Below are 16,993 nucleotides of genomic sequence, written 5' to 3' on the forward strand. Positions count from 1 at the left end.
CGCGATAGCGCCTTAAAGGAAGCTCAACGCTTTGAGTCAAGACCCAGTACATCGGCCATAGTGTAAAGGCCGTTTTCCTGCCCCTTGAGCCATCGTGCAGCTTTAACCGCGCCCTTCGCGAAGGTGTTTCTGCTTGACGCTTTGTGAGTAATTTCAAGGCGATCGCCGTCACCTAAAAACATAACCGTGTGATCACCCACGACATCGCCGCCGCGAACCGTAGCGAAGCCGATAGTCTCTTTCTCACGTTCGCCAGTGAAGCCTTCGCGACCATAAATTGCCACTTCATCGAGATTGCGACCTATGGTATCAGCAATAACTTCGCCCATGGCTAATGCCGTGCCCGATGGCGCATCTTTTTTGAAGCGGTGGTGAGCCTCTACAATCTCAATATCATAGTCATCAGCCATCGCTTTAGCCGCCATCGCTAGCAGCTTATGCGCCACATTCACCCCCACGCTCATGTTCGCGGAGAATACGATAGGAATCTGCTTCGCTAACTCATTGATCTGTTCCCGCTCCTGAGCGCTAAAGCCGGTAGTCCCAAGAACTACCGACGCGTTTAATTGCGCACAAACTCTCAGGTTCTTGAGGCTGAGCTCGGGCTGACTGAAATCAATGAGTACGTCGAAGTTCTGTTCAGCTAAGTCATCCGAACTCACCACGGCAACATCCAACTTCCCAACGCCTGCCAATTCACCTGCGTCAACACCTAGCAGAGAGCTTTCCGCTCGCGCCGTCGCCGCGCTCAGATTCATATCCGTAGCGTCATTCACTGCATTAATTAGGGCCCGACCCATACGACCACCCGCACCGACTACAGCAATTTTTTTCATGATGTTTGCTCGTTAACTATTTGCTAGCAGTCTACACCCAAATACCTGGCAGGTAAAAATAGATCCCCTATAGCTCCTATACCAGGGCGGAATAGCAATTAGGGGTCGGGTACATAGCAATTAGGGGTCGGGTACATATTATGCCGACTGGTGCGGAGGGCGTTACAAGCTTTGCGCGATTGGGGACGGGTACATAATATCCACGCTGGTACCTTTGGCGTTCCATACTTAAGGTTGTCGTTAGTTATGTACCCGACCCCTAATTGCATCCTTAGTTATGTACCCGACCCCTAATTGCATCCTGCGCCCGCTACTTCGTTCAGGCAAAAAAAAGGATGCCGAAGCATCCTTTGTCTTTATTCGCCTGCGAAGAAATTCTTCACATCGTCAAACCAACTCTTTTTACGCGGTGAATTTTTATCACCTTCCAAGCTTTCTCGGAATTCTTCTAAGATTTCTACTTGGCGCTTGTTGAGCTTAACGGGAGTCTCAACCTGCATCCGGCACATCAAGTCACCCGCTGAGCCGCCGCGAAGATCTACAACACCCTTGCCGCGAAGACGGAACATCTTGCCAGACTGAGTCTCCGATGGGATCTTCAGCTTAACTTTACCGTCCAAGGTTGGCACTTCAATTTCACCGCCCAGTGCCGCATCAACGATACTTACTGGGACGTTGCAATAGAGGTTCTTACCATCGCGCTCAAAGATCTTGTGTTCGCGAACATGAACCATGACGAAGAGGTCGCCGGTTTGGCCACCATTCGGTGAAGCTTCACCCTCGCCGGAAAGACGAACTCGTGCGCCCGTATCAACACCGGCTGGAATATTAACAGAAAGTGATTTCTCAATTTCCTTCTGCCCAGTTCCTCGGCACGAATAGCATGGATCCTTGATAACCGAACCGCGACCATGACAGCTTGGACAGGCCTGCTGAACCGCAAACATACCCTGTTGCATCCGCACTTGTCCGTGGCCATTACAGGTGCCACAGGTCTCAGGCTTAGAGCCGTCTTTCGAACCGGAACCGTCACAGGTGTCACAGTCTACATCCGTAGGAATCTTAATCGTCTTCTTAACACCGTGAACCGCTTCTTCAAGCGTTAGCTCAAGGTTGTACTGAAGATCACGTCCTGGCTGAGGTCCACGCTGACGACGACCACCACCGAAGATATCACCAAAGACATCACCGAAAATATCGCCAAATCCAGCGCCACCGCCACCGAAACCGCCGCCACCTTGGCCGCCCTGTTCAAAAGCTGCATGACCATATTGGTCATAGGCTGCACGCTTTTGCGAGTCGGAGAGAATTTCGTAGGCCTCTGAAGCTTCTTTAAACTTCTCTTCAGCTTTTGGGTCATCGGGATTACGATCTGGGTGATACTTCGCTGCAACCTTACGATAAGCTCGCTTAAGATCTTTCTCAGTTGCGTCGCGCCCTACACCAAGCACTTCATAATAATCTGTTTTTGACATCAAATTTTGCCTTTATCCAATAACGCAAAAGGCGCAAGCAAGAAGTATTACCCTCTTGATGCGCCCTGCTTTAGCTCACGCCTAGGCGCTTACTTCTTTTCGTCTTTCACTTCTTCAAACTCAGCGTCAACTACGTCGTCGCCTTGAGCTTGAGTTGCATCGCTAGCTTGGCCTTGCTCGGCTTCAGCTTGCTCAGCGTACATCTTCTGTGCCAAACCTGAAGTCGCTTCAGTTAGCTTCTGGGTAGCAGCTTCCATCGCTTCTTTGCTTTCGCCTTTAGCCGCTTCTTCTGCTTCAGTAATCGCTGCTTCGATAGCCGCTTTCTCTTCCTCAGTTGCCTTATCACCAGCTTCTTCGAGTGTCTTCTTCGAAGCGTGCGTTAGACCTTCCAAAGCATTACGCGCTTGAACAACTTCTTCGAACGCCTTATCCGCTTCAGCATTAGCTTCCGCGTCCTTGACCATTTGCTCGATCTCTTCGTCGCTCAGACCAGAAGAAGCCTTAATAACAATCGACTGCTCTTTACCAGTTGCTTTGTCCTTCGCGCTGACGTTAAGAATACCGTTAGCATCGATGTCGAAAGTGACTTCAATCTGTGGCATACCACGTGGTGCTGGCGGGATGTCAGCCAAGTCGAAACGACCCAATGATTTGTTCTGAGTAGCTTGCTTACGCTCACCCTGAACCACGTGGATAGTTACCGCTGTCTGGTTGTCATCGGCTGTTGAGAATACCTGTGACTTCTTAGTAGGAATCGTGGTGTTCTTCTCAATTAGTGGCGTTGCAACACCACCCATCGTCTCGATACCTAGCGACAGAGGCGTCACATCCAAAAGAAGCACGTCAGTCACATCACCAGAAAGTACCGCACCCTGAATTGCCGCACCCATTGCTACTGCTTCATCTGGGTTAACGTCTTTACGTGGCTCTTTGCCGAAGAAAGCTGTTACTTTCTCCTGGACCAAAGGCATACGTGTCTGACCACCTACCAAGATAACGTCATCGATTTCAGAAACGCTTAGGTCCGCATCGTCAAGTGCCTGGCGAACCGGAGCAAGTGACTGCTCAATGAGCTTCTCGACTAGCGACTCAAGTTTAGAGCGAGTCAGCTTAACCACCAAGTGCTTAGGACCAGTTGCGTCAGCCGTGATGTATGGCTCGTTAACTTCAGTCTGTGAGCTTGAAGACAATTCAATCTTCGCCTTCTCAGCAGCCACCTTCAAACGCTGCATCGCTAGCGCATCACCTTTCAGATCAATACCTGACTGGTTCTTAAACTCGTCCGCAAGGTAGTTAATCAACACTAGGTCGAAATCTTCACCACCAAGGTGCGTGTCACCGTTTGTAGAAAGCACTACGAACTGAATATCGCCGTCTGCTTCATCAATTTCGATGATAGAAATATCGAAAGTACCACCACCAAGGTCATAGACCGCTACTTTGCGTTCGCCCTTCGCTTTGTCCAAACCGTAAGCCATAGCGGCGGCGGTCGGCTCGTTGATGATGCGCTTAACTTCAAGACCGGCAATCTTACCCGCGTCCTTAGTTGCTTGGCGCTGTGAATCATTGAAGTAAGCCGGAACAGTGACCACGGCTTCGGTAACACTTTCACCAAGATAGTCTTCAGCTGACTTCTTCATCTTTTTAAGTACTTCAGCAGAAATCTGTGGTGGAGCCTGCTTTTCGCCCTTAACCTCAACCCATGCGTCACCGTTATCGGCCGCTACGATACCAAATGGTACTAGGCTAAGATCCTTCTGAACTTCGTTGTCAGTGAACTTACGACCAATCAAACGCTTAATTGCGTAAACGGTGTTGTGCGGGTTAGTAACGGCCTGGCGTTTCGCCGCTGCACCGACTAACGTTTCGCCGTCGTCAGCGTAACCAATGATCGAAGGCGTAGTACGGTCGCCCTCTGCGTTTTCAATTACTTTAACCTTGTCGCCTTCCATTACCGCAACACAAGAGTTAGTAGTACCTAAGTCAATTCCAATGATTTTGCCCATAGTGGCCTCCAATCAAATTTCGGTTGGTGTATTGCTACACCGTTTATCAATCTATGTAACTTAAATGGGGTTCGAAAAAGTTTTTTCAACCCTCATTCAAAAAATTTTTAGTCCGCTGCCTTCGAAACCACTACCATTGCTGGTCGAACAATACGGCCGTGCAAGGTATAGCCCTTCTGCATAACGTCCATCACCGTGTTCGGCTCTAGGTCGGCATTCGGCACCATCGTCATGGCCTGGTGTAGGTTCGGGTCGAATGGCTCACCAACTGGGTTAACGGCTTCAACTTTGTGCTTCGCCAAGTTGTCAATGAATGACTTAAGCGTCAGTTCAACACCTTCAGCAAGCGGCTTAACCGCTTCGTCTTCACGATCAATCGCCGTCAGCGCTCGCTCCAAGTTATCGGCAACCTGAAGCAAATCTTTGACGAGCTTCTCTTGACCAAACTTGTGAGCGTTCTGGACATCGATCTCAGATCGACGGCGAATATTGGCAGCTTCCGCTTGAACACGAAGCATCTGATCCTTCAACTGACCAACTTCATCGTTCAACGACTCGATCTGCGCTTCCAATTGCTCTTCCGCGGTCAGATCTTCCGTTGCTTCTACCGAAGCCTCTTCGTTAGCCTGTACTTGCTGCTCTTCGTTTTCTACATCTTTATCGCTCACGATTTACTCCGTTGCAATTTCCTATCGATGTTAGCTATATGGATGCTACAAATTATTTTTCAAGCCCCTCTTGTCAAATTTTCATCAACAGCGTACTGTATATAAAAACACTGTATGGATGCACAGTTATGCTAAGTGAACTATCAATATCTCAATTCGCACTCGTTGAAGAACTTAATCTGGAGTTCAGCCCTGGGCTGACTGTTATTACGGGCGAAACCGGTGCGGGAAAATCCATTATGCTAGACGCGCTGAGTCTAGCGCTCGGCGCTCGCTCCGATGCGGGCTATGTGCGTCACGGCGCAAAACGCGCTGACATCTCTGCCTGCTTTGACATCCGAGAGAACAGAGCCGCTATTGATTGGCTTACGGCCCATGAGCTAATGGACGAAGATCACTGCATCCTCAGGCGAGTGGTTGCCGCTGACGGGCGAAGCAAGGCGTTCTTAAACGGTCGACCCGTTGCCGCTTCACAGCTCAAGCAGCTCGCACCATTACTAGCTGAAATTCACAGCCAACATGGTCATCAGGCACTACTTAATACTGCACACCAGCTAGATTTAATCGATAACATTGGCCAGCTCAATACACTGAGATCGAGCGTCGCGAGTTATGCCTATCAATGGCGTAATTATCGAAAGGAACTCAAGCTACTCACCGCTAATCCAGAAGAGGGCGTTGCGCGCAAACAACTCCTTCAATACCAAGTCTCGGAATTGGATGCCCTAGAACTTACTGAGGGTGAGATTGAGACGCTAGAAGAACAGCAACAGGTTCTCTCTCATGCTCAGGCTCTGATTAGTGCCGGCGAAGAGGCTAGTTCACTCATCGATGACGACGATGGTATTCGCACTCAGCTCCAAGGTGCCATTAACGCCCTTACGAACATGCCCGTTATTTCAAGTTCCGCAGAAACAGCCATTGAACTCCTAAACACCGCGCTAATTCATGCCGATGAAGCCACCTCAGAGTTGCGCCAGCATCTCAGTGGCGTCGAGCACAATCCCGAGGCGTTGAATACGGTTACTCAACGTCTTGAGGCCATTTATGCGGTAGCACGAAAGCACAAAGTGATGCCCGAGGCATTGCCTTCTCTTCATCTAGCACTGAGCGATGAACTATTAGCTCTCTCGGGTATCGATGCCCAGGTTGAGACACTACGAAGTGCCATGACAGAAGTCGAAGACCACTACTACCAGGCCGCGGCAAAACTCGCTAAAGCGCGAGTGAAAGCCGGACAGACACTTAGCTCTTCGGTGAATAAGTTATTTGGTGAGTTGGCGATGGATGGCGCGAAGCTCAAGGTGGAGTGGCAGACAGCTAACTCTTCGGACTTATCACCTACAGGCACAGAAAGTGTCAATTTCATGGTGCAAACCAATATCGGCCAGCCCTTTGGACCGCTTAACAAAGTTGCCTCAGGTGGCGAACTAAGTCGTATCGCGCTGGCTATCTCGGTAGTCACGGCGAGCGTAGCAACCGTGCCTACCCTTCTATTTGATGAAGTCGATGTAGGCGTCGGCGGTACAACAGCGTCTAAGATAGGCCAACTGATGCGCAAATTGGGCGTTAAGCTGCAGGTACTTAGTGTCACTCATCAACCTCAAGTTGCAGCACAGTCGCATAACCACTGGCATGTCTCGAAAACAACCAAAAAGGGCAACACCCATTCAACCTTACATTATCTATCATCGGACGAACGTACTGAAGAACTGGCTAGAATGTTGGGGGGTAGCGAGGTGAAGGAGCAAACACGAGCCAATGCACGGGCGCTATTAGAGGAAGTTGATGAACTCACTGCGTTGATGCATTAGTACGTTTGAATCGATCTAAGCCCCGTCGCAGACACCGTTAGTAACGAAAATCGGGACGAGTGAGGTGCGAAGGGGAACGAGCTTCACGAGTTACCGTATTATACTAGTACCTATCACTTTATGACCGAGGCGAGATATCGCTCAGGGATCCGACTCGCCTTCTCTTAAGCTTTAGGCTTTACATACAATACGAGCGAGTGGTCACTGATCTCATAACCATGTGCGGCTGCAATTTCTTCTTGAAGACGCTCAATTTCCTCTGAGTGAAATTCTATGACCTTGCCCGTATCGACACAGACCATGTGGTCATGGTGATCGCCATCATCCAATTCGAATACCGCTTGACCACCATCGAAGTTCAATTTTTGTACCATACCCACCTGCTCAAATTGAGTTAATACTCGATAAACAGTCGCAATACCAACGTCGTCACCAGCGTCACGAAGGTGCTGGTAGACATCTTCAGCACTTAAATGACGGTCCGGGGAACTTTCGAGCACTTGCAGTATTCTAACGCGGGGGTGGGTAACTTTCAGACCCGCTTTTTTCAACTCAATATTTTTGCTAGGCATTTATGAACCTTTTGCTCTTCTATGTTGGCTTTAGCTTAGGTATTATCTCAACTCACTTGTAGTACTGGATAACCGAATAATGAAAAAGTATACCTTTATTGTACTAGCTCTCGCTACCTTCCTAGCCCTAAGTGGCTGCTCGCGCTTTCGGGTGTACAAAATTGACATTCAACAGGGTAATGTCATTTCTGCGGAAAAAGTCGAACAACTTGAAATTGGTATGGACAAATCACAGGTACGCTTTGTGTTGGGTACGCCACTAGTCGCAGATACCTTTAATGCGAATCGTTGGGATTACTACTGGAGCCTCAAGGATGCAGATGAAGTGACTCGAACTAAACGTCTGATTCTAACATTTGATAATGACTTGCTGATTGAGATCGATAGCCAGTTGGATGCGCAAATCGTTTCTGAAGACTAAGCGAACTACTACATCTCGAAAAGCCAGCTAACTGACATGCTTCTTAGAAGACTCATTAGCTGGTTTTTTTTCGTGCTAATATCTTTACCTCGAAACGCCGAATACTCGTAACGCTGGAACTAACTCGGAAACTCGGTAGGACATAAAGCCACTACTCAGCGGCTTTCTTCTCCGCACGTTTACGGCGTGCCTCTTTCGGATCCGCTATTAGCGGTCGATAGATCTCAACTCGATCACCCGCTTTGAGCTCATAGGTATCTGGGCCCTGCTTTGCACTGAAGGCTTTGCTAAAAATACCCATTTTGTCCGTTTTAGGATTTATTTGTGGATATTCTTTTGTAATTCCTGACAGCTCGACTGCGGCTAAGGCCGTGGTACCGATTGGTACAGATAAGGCCTTGATAGTTTGCTTATCGGGCATTGCGTAGGCTACTTCCACATTAATAGTGTCGATCATGACGGCTTTAACCTCTCGTTCGCCCGCTTTACTAAGGCATCTAACATTTCATTTGCAGTATACTCGAACAACTTCGAGGCAGCCGCTTTCAAAATTCCACTATTCATCTCAAACTCTAAGTTCAAGCTTACTTTACTCGCCGATTCGCTAAGTGAAATAAAGGTCCATTCTCCTGAGAATTGTTTGAACGGCCCATCAACTAGCGTCATCACCATTTTCGTTGGCTTAGTTAGTGCGTTACGTGTTGTGAAGCTATGTTTAACACCCGCTTTGCTTAGATGTAGCCGAGCCTCTAAGTGATCTTCGCTGCGCGACAATACATCAACGCCAACGCAACCCGACATGTACTGTGGGTAATCTTCAACCTGATTGACCAACTCAAATAGGTCATCAGCAGCGTAGGGCAATAGCGCCGAGCGTTCAATTTTAGGCATGATCATCTCTGAGGTGTTAAGAGCCTGCAAATCATACCAACGCGAACTCATAATTGCGACTCTTGCTAAGCGATAGCCTTATAACCGTTCATTCGAAGGGTGTCCTTGAGATACGGCTATCCACTGCGAAAAATTCTGGCTATTTTCAACGCTGCGTTTAAAATGCGAGCCATGGCAAAAAAGAAACCGAAAGCACAATCTGGAACTATTGCACAGAATCGTCGTGCCAAGTTCGACTATCACATTTCTGACAAACTGGAAGCGGGCATCTCGCTTCAAGGCTGGGAAGTAAAGAGTGCGCGCGAAGGTAAGGTTCAGCTGACCGATACCTATGTAGACTTCCACAATGACGAAGCCGTGCTGTTAAATGCTCACTTCAACCCGCTCAATACGGTCTCAACACATTTTGTGGTTGAACCGAATCGGGTGCGCAAGTTGCTAATGCATCGCAAAGAAATCCAGCGTTTTCGTGACGCCGCTCAGCAGAAAGGCTACACCATTGTTTGTACAGCAATGTATTGGAAGGCTCATCTTATCAAGGTTGAAATTGGCTTAGCGAAAGGTAAGCAAATGCACGATAAGCGCGAGACTCAAAAGGATCGTGATTGGGATCGCCAAAAACAGCGATTAGTTCGCGAGACAAACTAACCGCTTCGCTCATCTAGTTTTTCACCGCCTGCTCCTTTAGAGTAGTAACAAAATAATAATTAGAGGTTGTTGTATGGCTGCTCGGGGTCAATTTTCATCGCGTTTAGGTTTTCTCATGGCGGCAGCGGGTTCCGCTGTAGGGCTTGGTAACATTTGGGGGTTCCCTACTCAAACTGCGAGTAATGGCGGCGCAGCTTTCGTCCTAGTTTATCTCGCCTTGGCATTTTTGTTAGCGTATCCGGCACTGATGGCAGAACTCACGATTGGCCGCGCTAAGCGCGCTAACGTGGTGGACGCACTAGGTAGTGTCAGTTCGGGTAAGGCCGCCCACTATGTTGGCGCGACGGTTGGTTTGACCGGGGTGTTAACAGCCAGTTTAATCCTGAGTTTCTACTCCATTCTTGCGGGCTGGATGATGTCTCATATGATAGAGCCTATTGCTACGCTAGCGGGCGCTACTGAGACGGGTACTTGGCTCACTACTCAAGGCCCAGGCAGAGACATCATTTTCACCATACTTTTCTCGGTACTCACAATGCTCATTATTGTGGGTGGGGTTCGTGATGGCATCGAAAAGTGGTCTACGCGTCTTATGCCCAGTTTAATCACCATCCTCGTAGCGTTGATCATTTACGTATTAATGCAGCCCGGAGCGATGGACGGTTTAAAGCTCTACCTAGTTCCTGACTTCTCCGGAATTACTAATCCAGACTTGCTATTAAGTGCCATGGGACAAGCCTTTTTCTCATTGAGCCTAGGCGTGGGAACCATGCTTATCTACGGTTCCTATGTCAGCGAAAAGGAAAATCTTCCACGACTTGGCGCCTCGCTAACCATCATCGATACCGGTATTGCCTTCACCGCCGGGCTGTTAATTATTCCCGCGATGTTTGTAGCCCAGGAATACGGCACCACAATTTATAGCGAAGCAGGCGAATTAGCTGCTGGGCCGGGATTAATTTTTGCGGTTCTACCGTCGGTATTTGACGGAATGGGCGCAACAGGAAGTTTCGTGGCCATCGCGTTTTTCCTACTAATGAGTATTGCGGCGTTGACCTCTTCAATCTCGATGCTTGAAGTGCCCGTAAGCTTCGTGAGCGAGCATTTCAATATTGAGCGAAAAATCGCGACATTTACTACTGGCTCGCTCATCTTAGCGTTCAGCATAATCATTGCGCTAAATTTTGACAGTATGTTTGGCTTTGTGGCAGATCTCGCCACCGTTTACCTAGAGCCATTGATTGGCCTAGCGTTCTGTATATTTGCGGGTTGGCTCTGGAATCGTAATGAAGCGATGAAAGCTATTGCAGCTGGTCACCCAGAGGGGGAGTCGGCTTGGTTCGTTAAGGTCTGGCCATGGTATGTGAAGTTAATCTGCCCTACGCTGATTATTACCATGCTGTTTCCAACCCTGCAAAAGCTTCTCTCGTAGTGACGCTTTGTTAGGTAGCTAAGTTAGCGCTTAGCTACCTACTGATTTACCCAAACGCCTTAATCTCCTTGCTGTACTCCAGATAACTAATCTGAGCAATCAGCTATGCGCCAACGAATCCTCAGTACTGACAAAAATTAGCCTACAACCGGTGACCCGAGAGTTATCCCTAGTGTGACTAAATGCTCCAATTTACAGCTCCGTAGGCTCTCTCAATACCGACCTTCTACTACGCAACGACAGAATTAATTTTACCGGGCTCGTAAATGTGACTTGCATCACACTTTTTTAAGCGATATATTTTTGTTAATTCAAATAAGAAATTTGATTAATAACAACAAAACGACCCACTCCTATTGTCTTACGAAGTGCAGTTTTCAGGTAGCTTCTACGGAACATTAAGAGAACTGTTTTCGCTAAGGAATAGCTAACATGGTAACGTTCGTGCCACCCTCCGATGAGGCGTTGTCGACTAAAGGATTAGAAGACCTCGATAACTTGGACGATTTTTTCTATCGCCTGCAGCGCAAAGCCATTGATGAGACGGAAATGTCTCAGGGACTATCGTGCTTTGGACGGTTAGTTGGCGCGTCGAAGGTTGACTTAATTTCCTTTTCGACCACTCGAAATACGATCAAAGATCACTGGCACACCCATTCCTCAGGTATTCGTGATTGGCTGTATCGGTGGCCGTATGGTGCCTTTCGCTTCCAACCCATTACCGATGCCTTGAACTACTCAGGGCTACATGTAGCCTCGCTTGCCCAATCTTTGGAACTTCGTAGCTTAGAAGCCCCTTCGGGACTTGAAAAGGCCTATCTATCGTGCCTAGGAATTTCCGATTACTGTTCTATGTCATTCAGTATAAATTCTGAACTACGTGCTATTTTGATCTTTTCTCGTAGTGCTATTGAAGCAAAATTTAATAGAAATGATATGCGAGATCTTGAGCGGGTAGCCGTAAAAGCCAAGCAGAGTTTTACCGCCTATTGGACAGACGATGACAACTTTAGCGAATACGCTGAACAGAACGGAGCTATCCAAGGTAAAACTCAACCCTGTGTGGTCTTGGATACAGATCATTCTGTTCTCTACAGTTCGCGAAGTTTTCAAGAATTTTGCCAAACATCAGAGATAATCCGTATCAGTGACGAGGGCGATATTGTCTGCAGTGATCAGGACTTTTGCGATAGCCTTCGTCAGGCTTCAGATTTAACATTAAGCACGTCTGTGACTTCTGAATTAAACGCACTTCGCGTCGTACCAGTACCTGACAACGAAACACTTTTCGCGCTCGTTTCACGTTCAGAATTCAACAACCTTGGGGCGATTCAGATTGAATTTTATGAGGGGGATCTCATTCCAACACTTAAGATCTCTGATATAACGGAGAATCTTCGCGCCACACCTGGTGAAGCGAAACTTTGTGTAGAACTAGTTCGCAGTGGCGACTTAATCGGCGCAGCCCATTACTGTAATCTAAATTTGAAAACAGCAAAGCTATTTTTGAATTCACTATTAACCCGTAACCGCTTAAGCAGTATTCAAGAACTGCAGCAGACAATTTATCAGCTATTCAAATAGCGATTACTCTGCTTTAGCACTAAAGGAATTAATAGCTAGCTGACACCTCGCACGTGAATGATATACCATCGCTTTGACTTTCCCCCCCACCTCGCATGCGGTAATCTAGAGAAAAAGTCGGAGCGCTACAAATGAACCCAGTAAGTCACTACACGCAATCGGTATTTAGTCGTTACTCATCTAATCGGCTCCTAAGTCTTGATGTGCTCCGCGGACTTGCGGTAGTGGCAATGATTATTGTCAACACGCCTGGCGACTGGGGGCATGTTTACGCCCCCTTACTCCACGCCAGCTGGAATGGCTGGACACCCACCGACGTTATCTTTCCTGCCTTTCTCTTCATCATGGGCATGTCCATTGTAGCCAGCGGCCTAGACACGAAAACTCCGGACCTAAAGATCTATGCCAATATCGGTACGCGGGCATTAAAGCTTTTTGGGTTAGGCTTACTTATTGCCGTCTTTTATTATCCATTTGGCCAGGAGGGCTTCAACTGGTGGGAGTCTCAAGTAGAAACCATTCGGATTATGGGGGTACTGCAACGCATTGCTCTCGTCTATATCTTCTGCACGATCATTGTACTGAATAGCAAACCCCTAAGTTGGCTTGTCAGCGCAGCGGCGTTGTGCGCAGCCTATTGGGCAATGATGATGCTAGCCCCCTATAGCGTTTTGGGTGTGGATATGGCGGGAACACTTGTGCACGGGAATAACTTTGCTGCCTTCATTGACGATTTCTTTTTAGGTAGAGAGCACGTTTACTTCGATATCATTGTTCCATTTGCCTATGACCCAGAGGGGTTACTCAGCACCTTAACAGCGACGAGCTCGGCATTACTTGGGGCCGTGTGTGCAAAATTCTTCATTAATAAGGAAGCAAGTAGTATTTTCTGGGTAGCGCTGTCCGGTATTGTGCTCTTTGTACTTGGTGATTTTATCAGCGAGCAAATCCCCATTAATAAGACACTTTGGACCCCAAGCTTTGTGCTGGTAACGGCGGGGGTGACGCTAGTCGTTACGGCGGCATTTATGCTGATTTTAGATCAACTAGAAATTCGTGGGTGGTCTGCGCCCTTAGTAGTTTGTGGCACCAACGCCATCGCAATTTATGTACTGGCGGCGCTACTCAGCCGACTAGTAATTATGATTCCAGTGGGCGAAACCTCACTGCAGGGTTGGCTGTACGCTACGCTGTTTCAGCCGGCCTTTGGCGACAAGCCAGGTTCCCTAGCCTTTGCGTTGGTGTTTCTTGCAGTGTGTTATCTGCCTATCCACGCAATGTACAAGCGTGGCATCTTTTTAAAGGTTTGAGAATATGACTAGCGCAACTGAATTGAGTCATCGACAGATTGGCTATTGGCTAGTTTTTCTCGTAGCGGCGTTAGTAGTTGCTTGGGTGCCCTGGCTTAGCGATGCCGCGCACGAGCTTATTAACCTCACCATGCTCGATGCCTTCGGTATCTTCGCTACGGCTAAGTTGATCAATGGGGCAATCTCCGTGGTCCAGAGTGTGAGTGTTTCCGTCAGCGTCTTTGCCGGGCTTGCTATTCAACCGGGGGAGTTTTTAGATCCGCTAAATGACTTGATTGAGAGCTTTAGCTGGATGAGTTTGTTAGCACTCGCTTCGCTTGGAATGCAGAAACTGCTTTTGCTTATCACTTCAGGCAAGTACTTCAACGTGTTCTTAACCCTCGCCGCCGTGGCGCTGGCAGCAAGTTTATTGCCGCGTTATCGCCATCACTTTGAGTTCTCAAGGCGGTTGTTAGTGTGCGCCTTTGCGCTACGATTCATAGTCCCCACCACCTTACTGTTGAGTGAAACAGCGGACTGGTTGCTGCTGTCTGAATACCGGAGTGCCTCCCACGATGAACTGATTCAGAGTCAGGCGGTACTCACGAGCATCAGTGATACTTACACCGTACCCGATAACGCTGACGCTACGAGCCCTGAAGAACACGAGGCAGCTAGTGCTGCACCCAGTTCAAGCTTGCCCAGTAGCGGCAGCACCAACAGTTCGACCGCGAGTACCACTGCCGGGACCACTGTCACCCCCACAACTACCAGTGAACCGGCCGAGAGTACACGACCTGCGTTCACCGAAGACCCTATTGGTTACTGGAACTGGGAAGCGCCAACAACCGAGGTAGACCCGCATGATAGAGACTGGCAGCAAATTGCGCAGGAATTAGAGGCCTTCTTGAGTGACGAGGATGCCTTAAATCAAAGCCTTCAAGCTACCACCGTTTCGGTAGTGGATCTGACGGTGATCTTCCTACTACAGACGCTACTCATACCTCTGCTGTTTCTTTTTGTGATGTGGCGAGTTATGCGAAAGTGGTGGGCATAATTTACTGCGCATCTGAGTAGAACCCACCTACTTAAACGCTTCCACCTAGCACAGCAATTAGCTATACTGCGCGGGTTCAAGAGAACATTGGGGCCGACTTGGATTCGACGACGGTAACAAAGTTTTCTGGTGCATGCCGTGATGACAGCCAATCACGTTAATCCAAAGCTGTATTTGTTATAGTTGCAAACGACTCTAACTATGAAGGTTACGCACTAGCTGCATAAACCTTTAATAGCGGTTCGCCCGCTATCGGTCATCAGCAAGGTGCCAGTATCGCGCTGCTGACTGTCATATAGAACTGGATCGTAACAAGGTTTGCTTGAGGCTGCGTTACTAAACTTTTATCAAGATCGCCAATAACGTCCTGTCCCTCGGGCTGTTTGCGGTTAACTTAATTGAGGGAGACTAAGCATGTAGAGCCGAAAATGGCGTACTGGCGGACGGGGGTTCAACTCCCCCCGGCTCCACCAATTTCTTCTTTCGAAGCGAGTCAACTCGCTTCAAATCTCCTCAAATCGAACCTCAAGAACGCGGCTATCACTGGGCTCTAGTGCATGTTGCGAAGTCAGCTTGGTTCAAATCTTCTCATCTTGGCTTGACCTTTCCCCGGTAATTAGAACCACGACATCGACGAGATTTCCAGTTAATCTACCCAGAGGGAGATCTCAAGACAATGAAGAAACGTTACTCAGAAGAGCAAATTATCAAGGCAATCAAGCAGCATGAAGCCGGAGCGAAGGCAGACGATATTTGCCGAGATATGGGCATTTCGTCGGGCACATTCTATAACTGGCGCTCTAAGTACGCAGGCCTCGAAGTGAATGAGGCAAAAAGGCTACGTGAACTAGAGCCAGAAAATGGCAAGTTGAAGCGGTTACTAGCCGATAAGCTTCTTGAAGTCGAAGCGATGAAGGAAATTGTTTCAAAAAATTGGTAAAGCCAGCCGACCGCAAACCGATCGTAGTCTTTTTGATGGAACGGTTTGGTTTTTCTCAGCGCCGAGCATGTGCGCTGGCACAGGTCAGTCGGACTGGCTTTCGATACAAGGCCGCTGGATATGGCGATGAGCGACTTCGTAAGCGCCTCAAAGAACTTGCGGCGAAGTACTCACGTTATGGCTAATTAATGCTTCATGCGCTGTTAAAGCGAGAGGGATTAGTGGTGAACCGTAAGCGTACTTATCGCGTCTACACCGAAGAATGCCTTCAGGTGCGAACTAAGAAACGAAAGAAGCTTACTCGTCCGCGTATTGTCTCGGATCCCGCTACTGAGATTAATCAAAGTTGGTCGATGGACTTTGTGTCGGATCAACTCGCGAACCATCGACGTTTTAGAATCTTAAATGTCGTTGACGATTACACGCGCGAAATTGTTGGTCAGCTAACGGAATACTCGATATCGGGTGCTCGCGTCGCCCGCTTCCTATCAGACCTGATCGAAGTTCGCAGTAAGCCTAGCAGTATAACCTGTGATAATGGCACTGAATTTACAAGTAAGTCGATGTTCTTTTGGAGTCAGGAAACTAAAGTGAAGCTCAATTTTATTCAGCCAGGAAAGCCGACGCAAAATGCGTTTGTAGAGAGCTTTAATTGTCGATTCAGGGATGCTTGCTTAAATCAGCATTGGTTTAGGAAATTACAAGAAGCCCGCTATGAGGTCGCCAAATGGCAACACCATTACAATAATGAACGCCCCCACAGCTCGCTAAATTATTTAACCCCGGTAGCTTTTGCGGAAAAGGCTGCCTAATATGGGAAATCTCATCGAGAGGTTGGTACTAATCGAGGGGAAAGGTCAGTGCACTACTGTGCATTGTTGGCGCGTTGATTATCTTTTTTAGTGCAAGTCAGCTACATCAATCCGGATAAATTAATGACAAGAACTATCAGTAAAGTTGCCAAAGAACTAAACGTCAGCGTCGAGACAATCCGCTTTTATGAACGGAAAAACCTGATTGCGCAGCCCATTAAACCTGAAACTGGCTATCGCCAGTATCCTGATGAAACGGTTGACCGCATTAGATTTATTAAGCGAGCACAAGATTTAGGATTTACCCTCAATGAAATCGCCAATCTACTAAGCTTGAACGACCGCCCATGCGGTCAGGTGCAGGAACTAGCAGAGCATAAACTCAGTACCGTGAAAGAAAAAATGGCTGATTTACGACGCTTGGAAAATGCATTGCAGGCACTTTTAACGCAATGCCTAAGCAATGACGATGACAGTCACTGCCCGATCATTGATTCTCTCCTACCGTAGCCTTATCCAATCCTAAAAACCACCTTGACTCCGTACTA

At 48.0% G+C, this 16,993-nt stretch carries 15 protein-coding genes, 1 other RNA gene and 1 pseudogene; 10 read left to right on the plus strand and 7 right to left on the minus strand.

The genetic code is table 11. The annotated features are described in order from the left end of the window. Positions 1 to 23: 23 nt before the first annotated feature. The 4 genes from dapB to grpE form a co-directional block, all read right to left on the minus strand. Entirely contained in the window at positions 24 to 839 is an 816-nt protein-coding gene (gene dapB, locus Q0698_RS10080) for a 4-hydroxy-tetrahydrodipicolinate reductase (RefSeq protein ID WP_366140327.1), read from the minus strand. Positions 840 to 1,192: 353 nt separating this feature from the next. Further along, positions 1,193 to 2,311 carry a molecular chaperone DnaJ gene (gene dnaJ, locus Q0698_RS10085; protein WP_298636379.1) on the minus strand — a complete coding sequence of 373 codons (1,119 nt, stop codon included), beginning with the start codon at positions 2,309 to 2,311 and terminating at the stop codon, positions 1,193 to 1,195. A gap of 89 nt (positions 2,312 to 2,400) precedes the next feature. Next, a complete protein-coding gene (gene dnaK / locus Q0698_RS10090; RefSeq protein ID WP_298636380.1) occupies positions 2,401 to 4,317 on the minus strand; it encodes a molecular chaperone DnaK in 1,917 nt (638 codons plus the stop codon). 107 nt (positions 4,318 to 4,424) lie between these two features. After that, positions 4,425 to 4,985, minus strand: coding sequence for a nucleotide exchange factor GrpE (gene grpE, locus Q0698_RS10095; protein ID WP_298636381.1), 561 nt, complete (start codon positions 4,983 to 4,985; stop codon positions 4,425 to 4,427). A gap of 128 nt (positions 4,986 to 5,113) precedes the next feature. On the opposite strand from grpE, the gene recN reads away from it, so the two are divergent. Then, positions 5,114 to 6,799 carry a DNA repair protein RecN gene (recN, locus tag Q0698_RS10100; protein WP_298636383.1) on the plus strand — a complete coding sequence of 562 codons (1,686 nt, stop codon included), beginning with the start codon at positions 5,114 to 5,116 and terminating at the stop codon, positions 6,797 to 6,799. Positions 6,800 to 6,963: 164 nt separating this feature from the next. Here recN and fur read toward each other — a convergent pair whose 3' ends face one another. Beyond that, a complete protein-coding gene (fur, locus tag Q0698_RS10105; protein WP_298636384.1) occupies positions 6,964 to 7,371 on the minus strand; it encodes a ferric iron uptake transcriptional regulator in 408 nt (135 codons plus the stop codon). Positions 7,372 to 7,450: 79 nt separating this feature from the next. Between fur and bamE the strand changes: the two genes are divergently transcribed. Further along, positions 7,451 to 7,792: an outer membrane protein assembly factor BamE gene (bamE, locus tag Q0698_RS10110; RefSeq protein ID WP_298636386.1), complete on the plus strand. Its 342-nt coding sequence runs from the start codon at positions 7,451 to 7,453 to the stop codon at positions 7,790 to 7,792. A gap of 151 nt (positions 7,793 to 7,943) precedes the next feature. Here the strand turns inward: bamE and Q0698_RS10115 are convergent, their stop codons facing one another. Both Q0698_RS10115 and Q0698_RS10120 read right to left on the minus strand, forming a co-directional pair. Further along, positions 7,944 to 8,249 (minus strand): RnfH family protein, encoded by a 306-nt coding sequence (locus Q0698_RS10115; protein WP_298636387.1) that lies wholly within the window; start codon positions 8,247 to 8,249, stop codon positions 7,944 to 7,946. After that, positions 8,246 to 8,734, minus strand: a complete 489-nt coding sequence (locus Q0698_RS10120) for a type II toxin-antitoxin system RatA family toxin (RefSeq protein ID WP_298636388.1) — start codon at positions 8,732 to 8,734, stop codon at positions 8,246 to 8,248. Before Q0698_RS10120 ends, Q0698_RS10115 begins: the two co-directional genes overlap by 4 nt. Positions 8,735 to 8,854: 120 nt before the next feature. Here Q0698_RS10120 and smpB point away from each other — a divergent pair, with 120 nt between their 5' ends. From smpB to merR, 8 genes and pseudogenes are all read left to right on the plus strand, one after another. Next, positions 8,855 to 9,331, plus strand: a complete 477-nt coding sequence (smpB, locus tag Q0698_RS10125; protein WP_298636390.1) for an SsrA-binding protein SmpB — start codon at positions 8,855 to 8,857, stop codon at positions 9,329 to 9,331. A 73-nt stretch (positions 9,332 to 9,404) separates the two neighbouring features. Next, entirely contained in the window at positions 9,405 to 10,763 is a 1,359-nt protein-coding gene (locus Q0698_RS10130) for a sodium-dependent transporter (protein ID WP_298636392.1), read from the plus strand. Positions 10,764 to 11,195: 432 nt separating this feature from the next. Next, positions 11,196 to 12,347 (plus strand): hypothetical protein, encoded by a 1,152-nt coding sequence (locus tag Q0698_RS10135; protein WP_298636393.1) that lies wholly within the window; start codon positions 11,196 to 11,198, stop codon positions 12,345 to 12,347. A 131-nt stretch (positions 12,348 to 12,478) separates the two neighbouring features. Then, positions 12,479 to 13,657, plus strand: coding sequence for a heparan-alpha-glucosaminide N-acetyltransferase domain-containing protein (locus Q0698_RS10140; RefSeq protein WP_298636394.1), 1,179 nt, complete (start codon positions 12,479 to 12,481; stop codon positions 13,655 to 13,657). 4 nt (positions 13,658 to 13,661) lie between these two features. Continuing rightward, positions 13,662 to 14,693, plus strand: a complete 1,032-nt coding sequence (locus tag Q0698_RS10145; RefSeq protein ID WP_298636395.1) for a hypothetical protein — start codon at positions 13,662 to 13,664, stop codon at positions 14,691 to 14,693. Between the two features lie 89 nt (positions 14,694 to 14,782). Further along, positions 14,783 to 15,166, plus strand: a transfer-messenger RNA (tmRNA) gene (ssrA, locus tag Q0698_RS10150). Between the two features lie 203 nt (positions 15,167 to 15,369). Next, positions 15,370 to 16,445, plus strand: a pseudogene (locus Q0698_RS10155) (IS3 family transposase). 123 nt (positions 16,446 to 16,568) lie between these two features. Then, positions 16,569 to 16,955: an Hg(II)-responsive transcriptional regulator gene (merR, locus tag Q0698_RS10160; RefSeq protein ID WP_298636396.1), complete on the plus strand. Its 387-nt coding sequence runs from the start codon at positions 16,569 to 16,571 to the stop codon at positions 16,953 to 16,955. The last annotated feature ends 38 nt before the right edge of the window (positions 16,956 to 16,993 follow it).

Source organism: uncultured Umboniibacter sp. (assembly GCF_947497555.1).
Taxonomy (GTDB): domain Bacteria; phylum Pseudomonadota; class Gammaproteobacteria; order Pseudomonadales; family DSM-25080; genus Umboniibacter.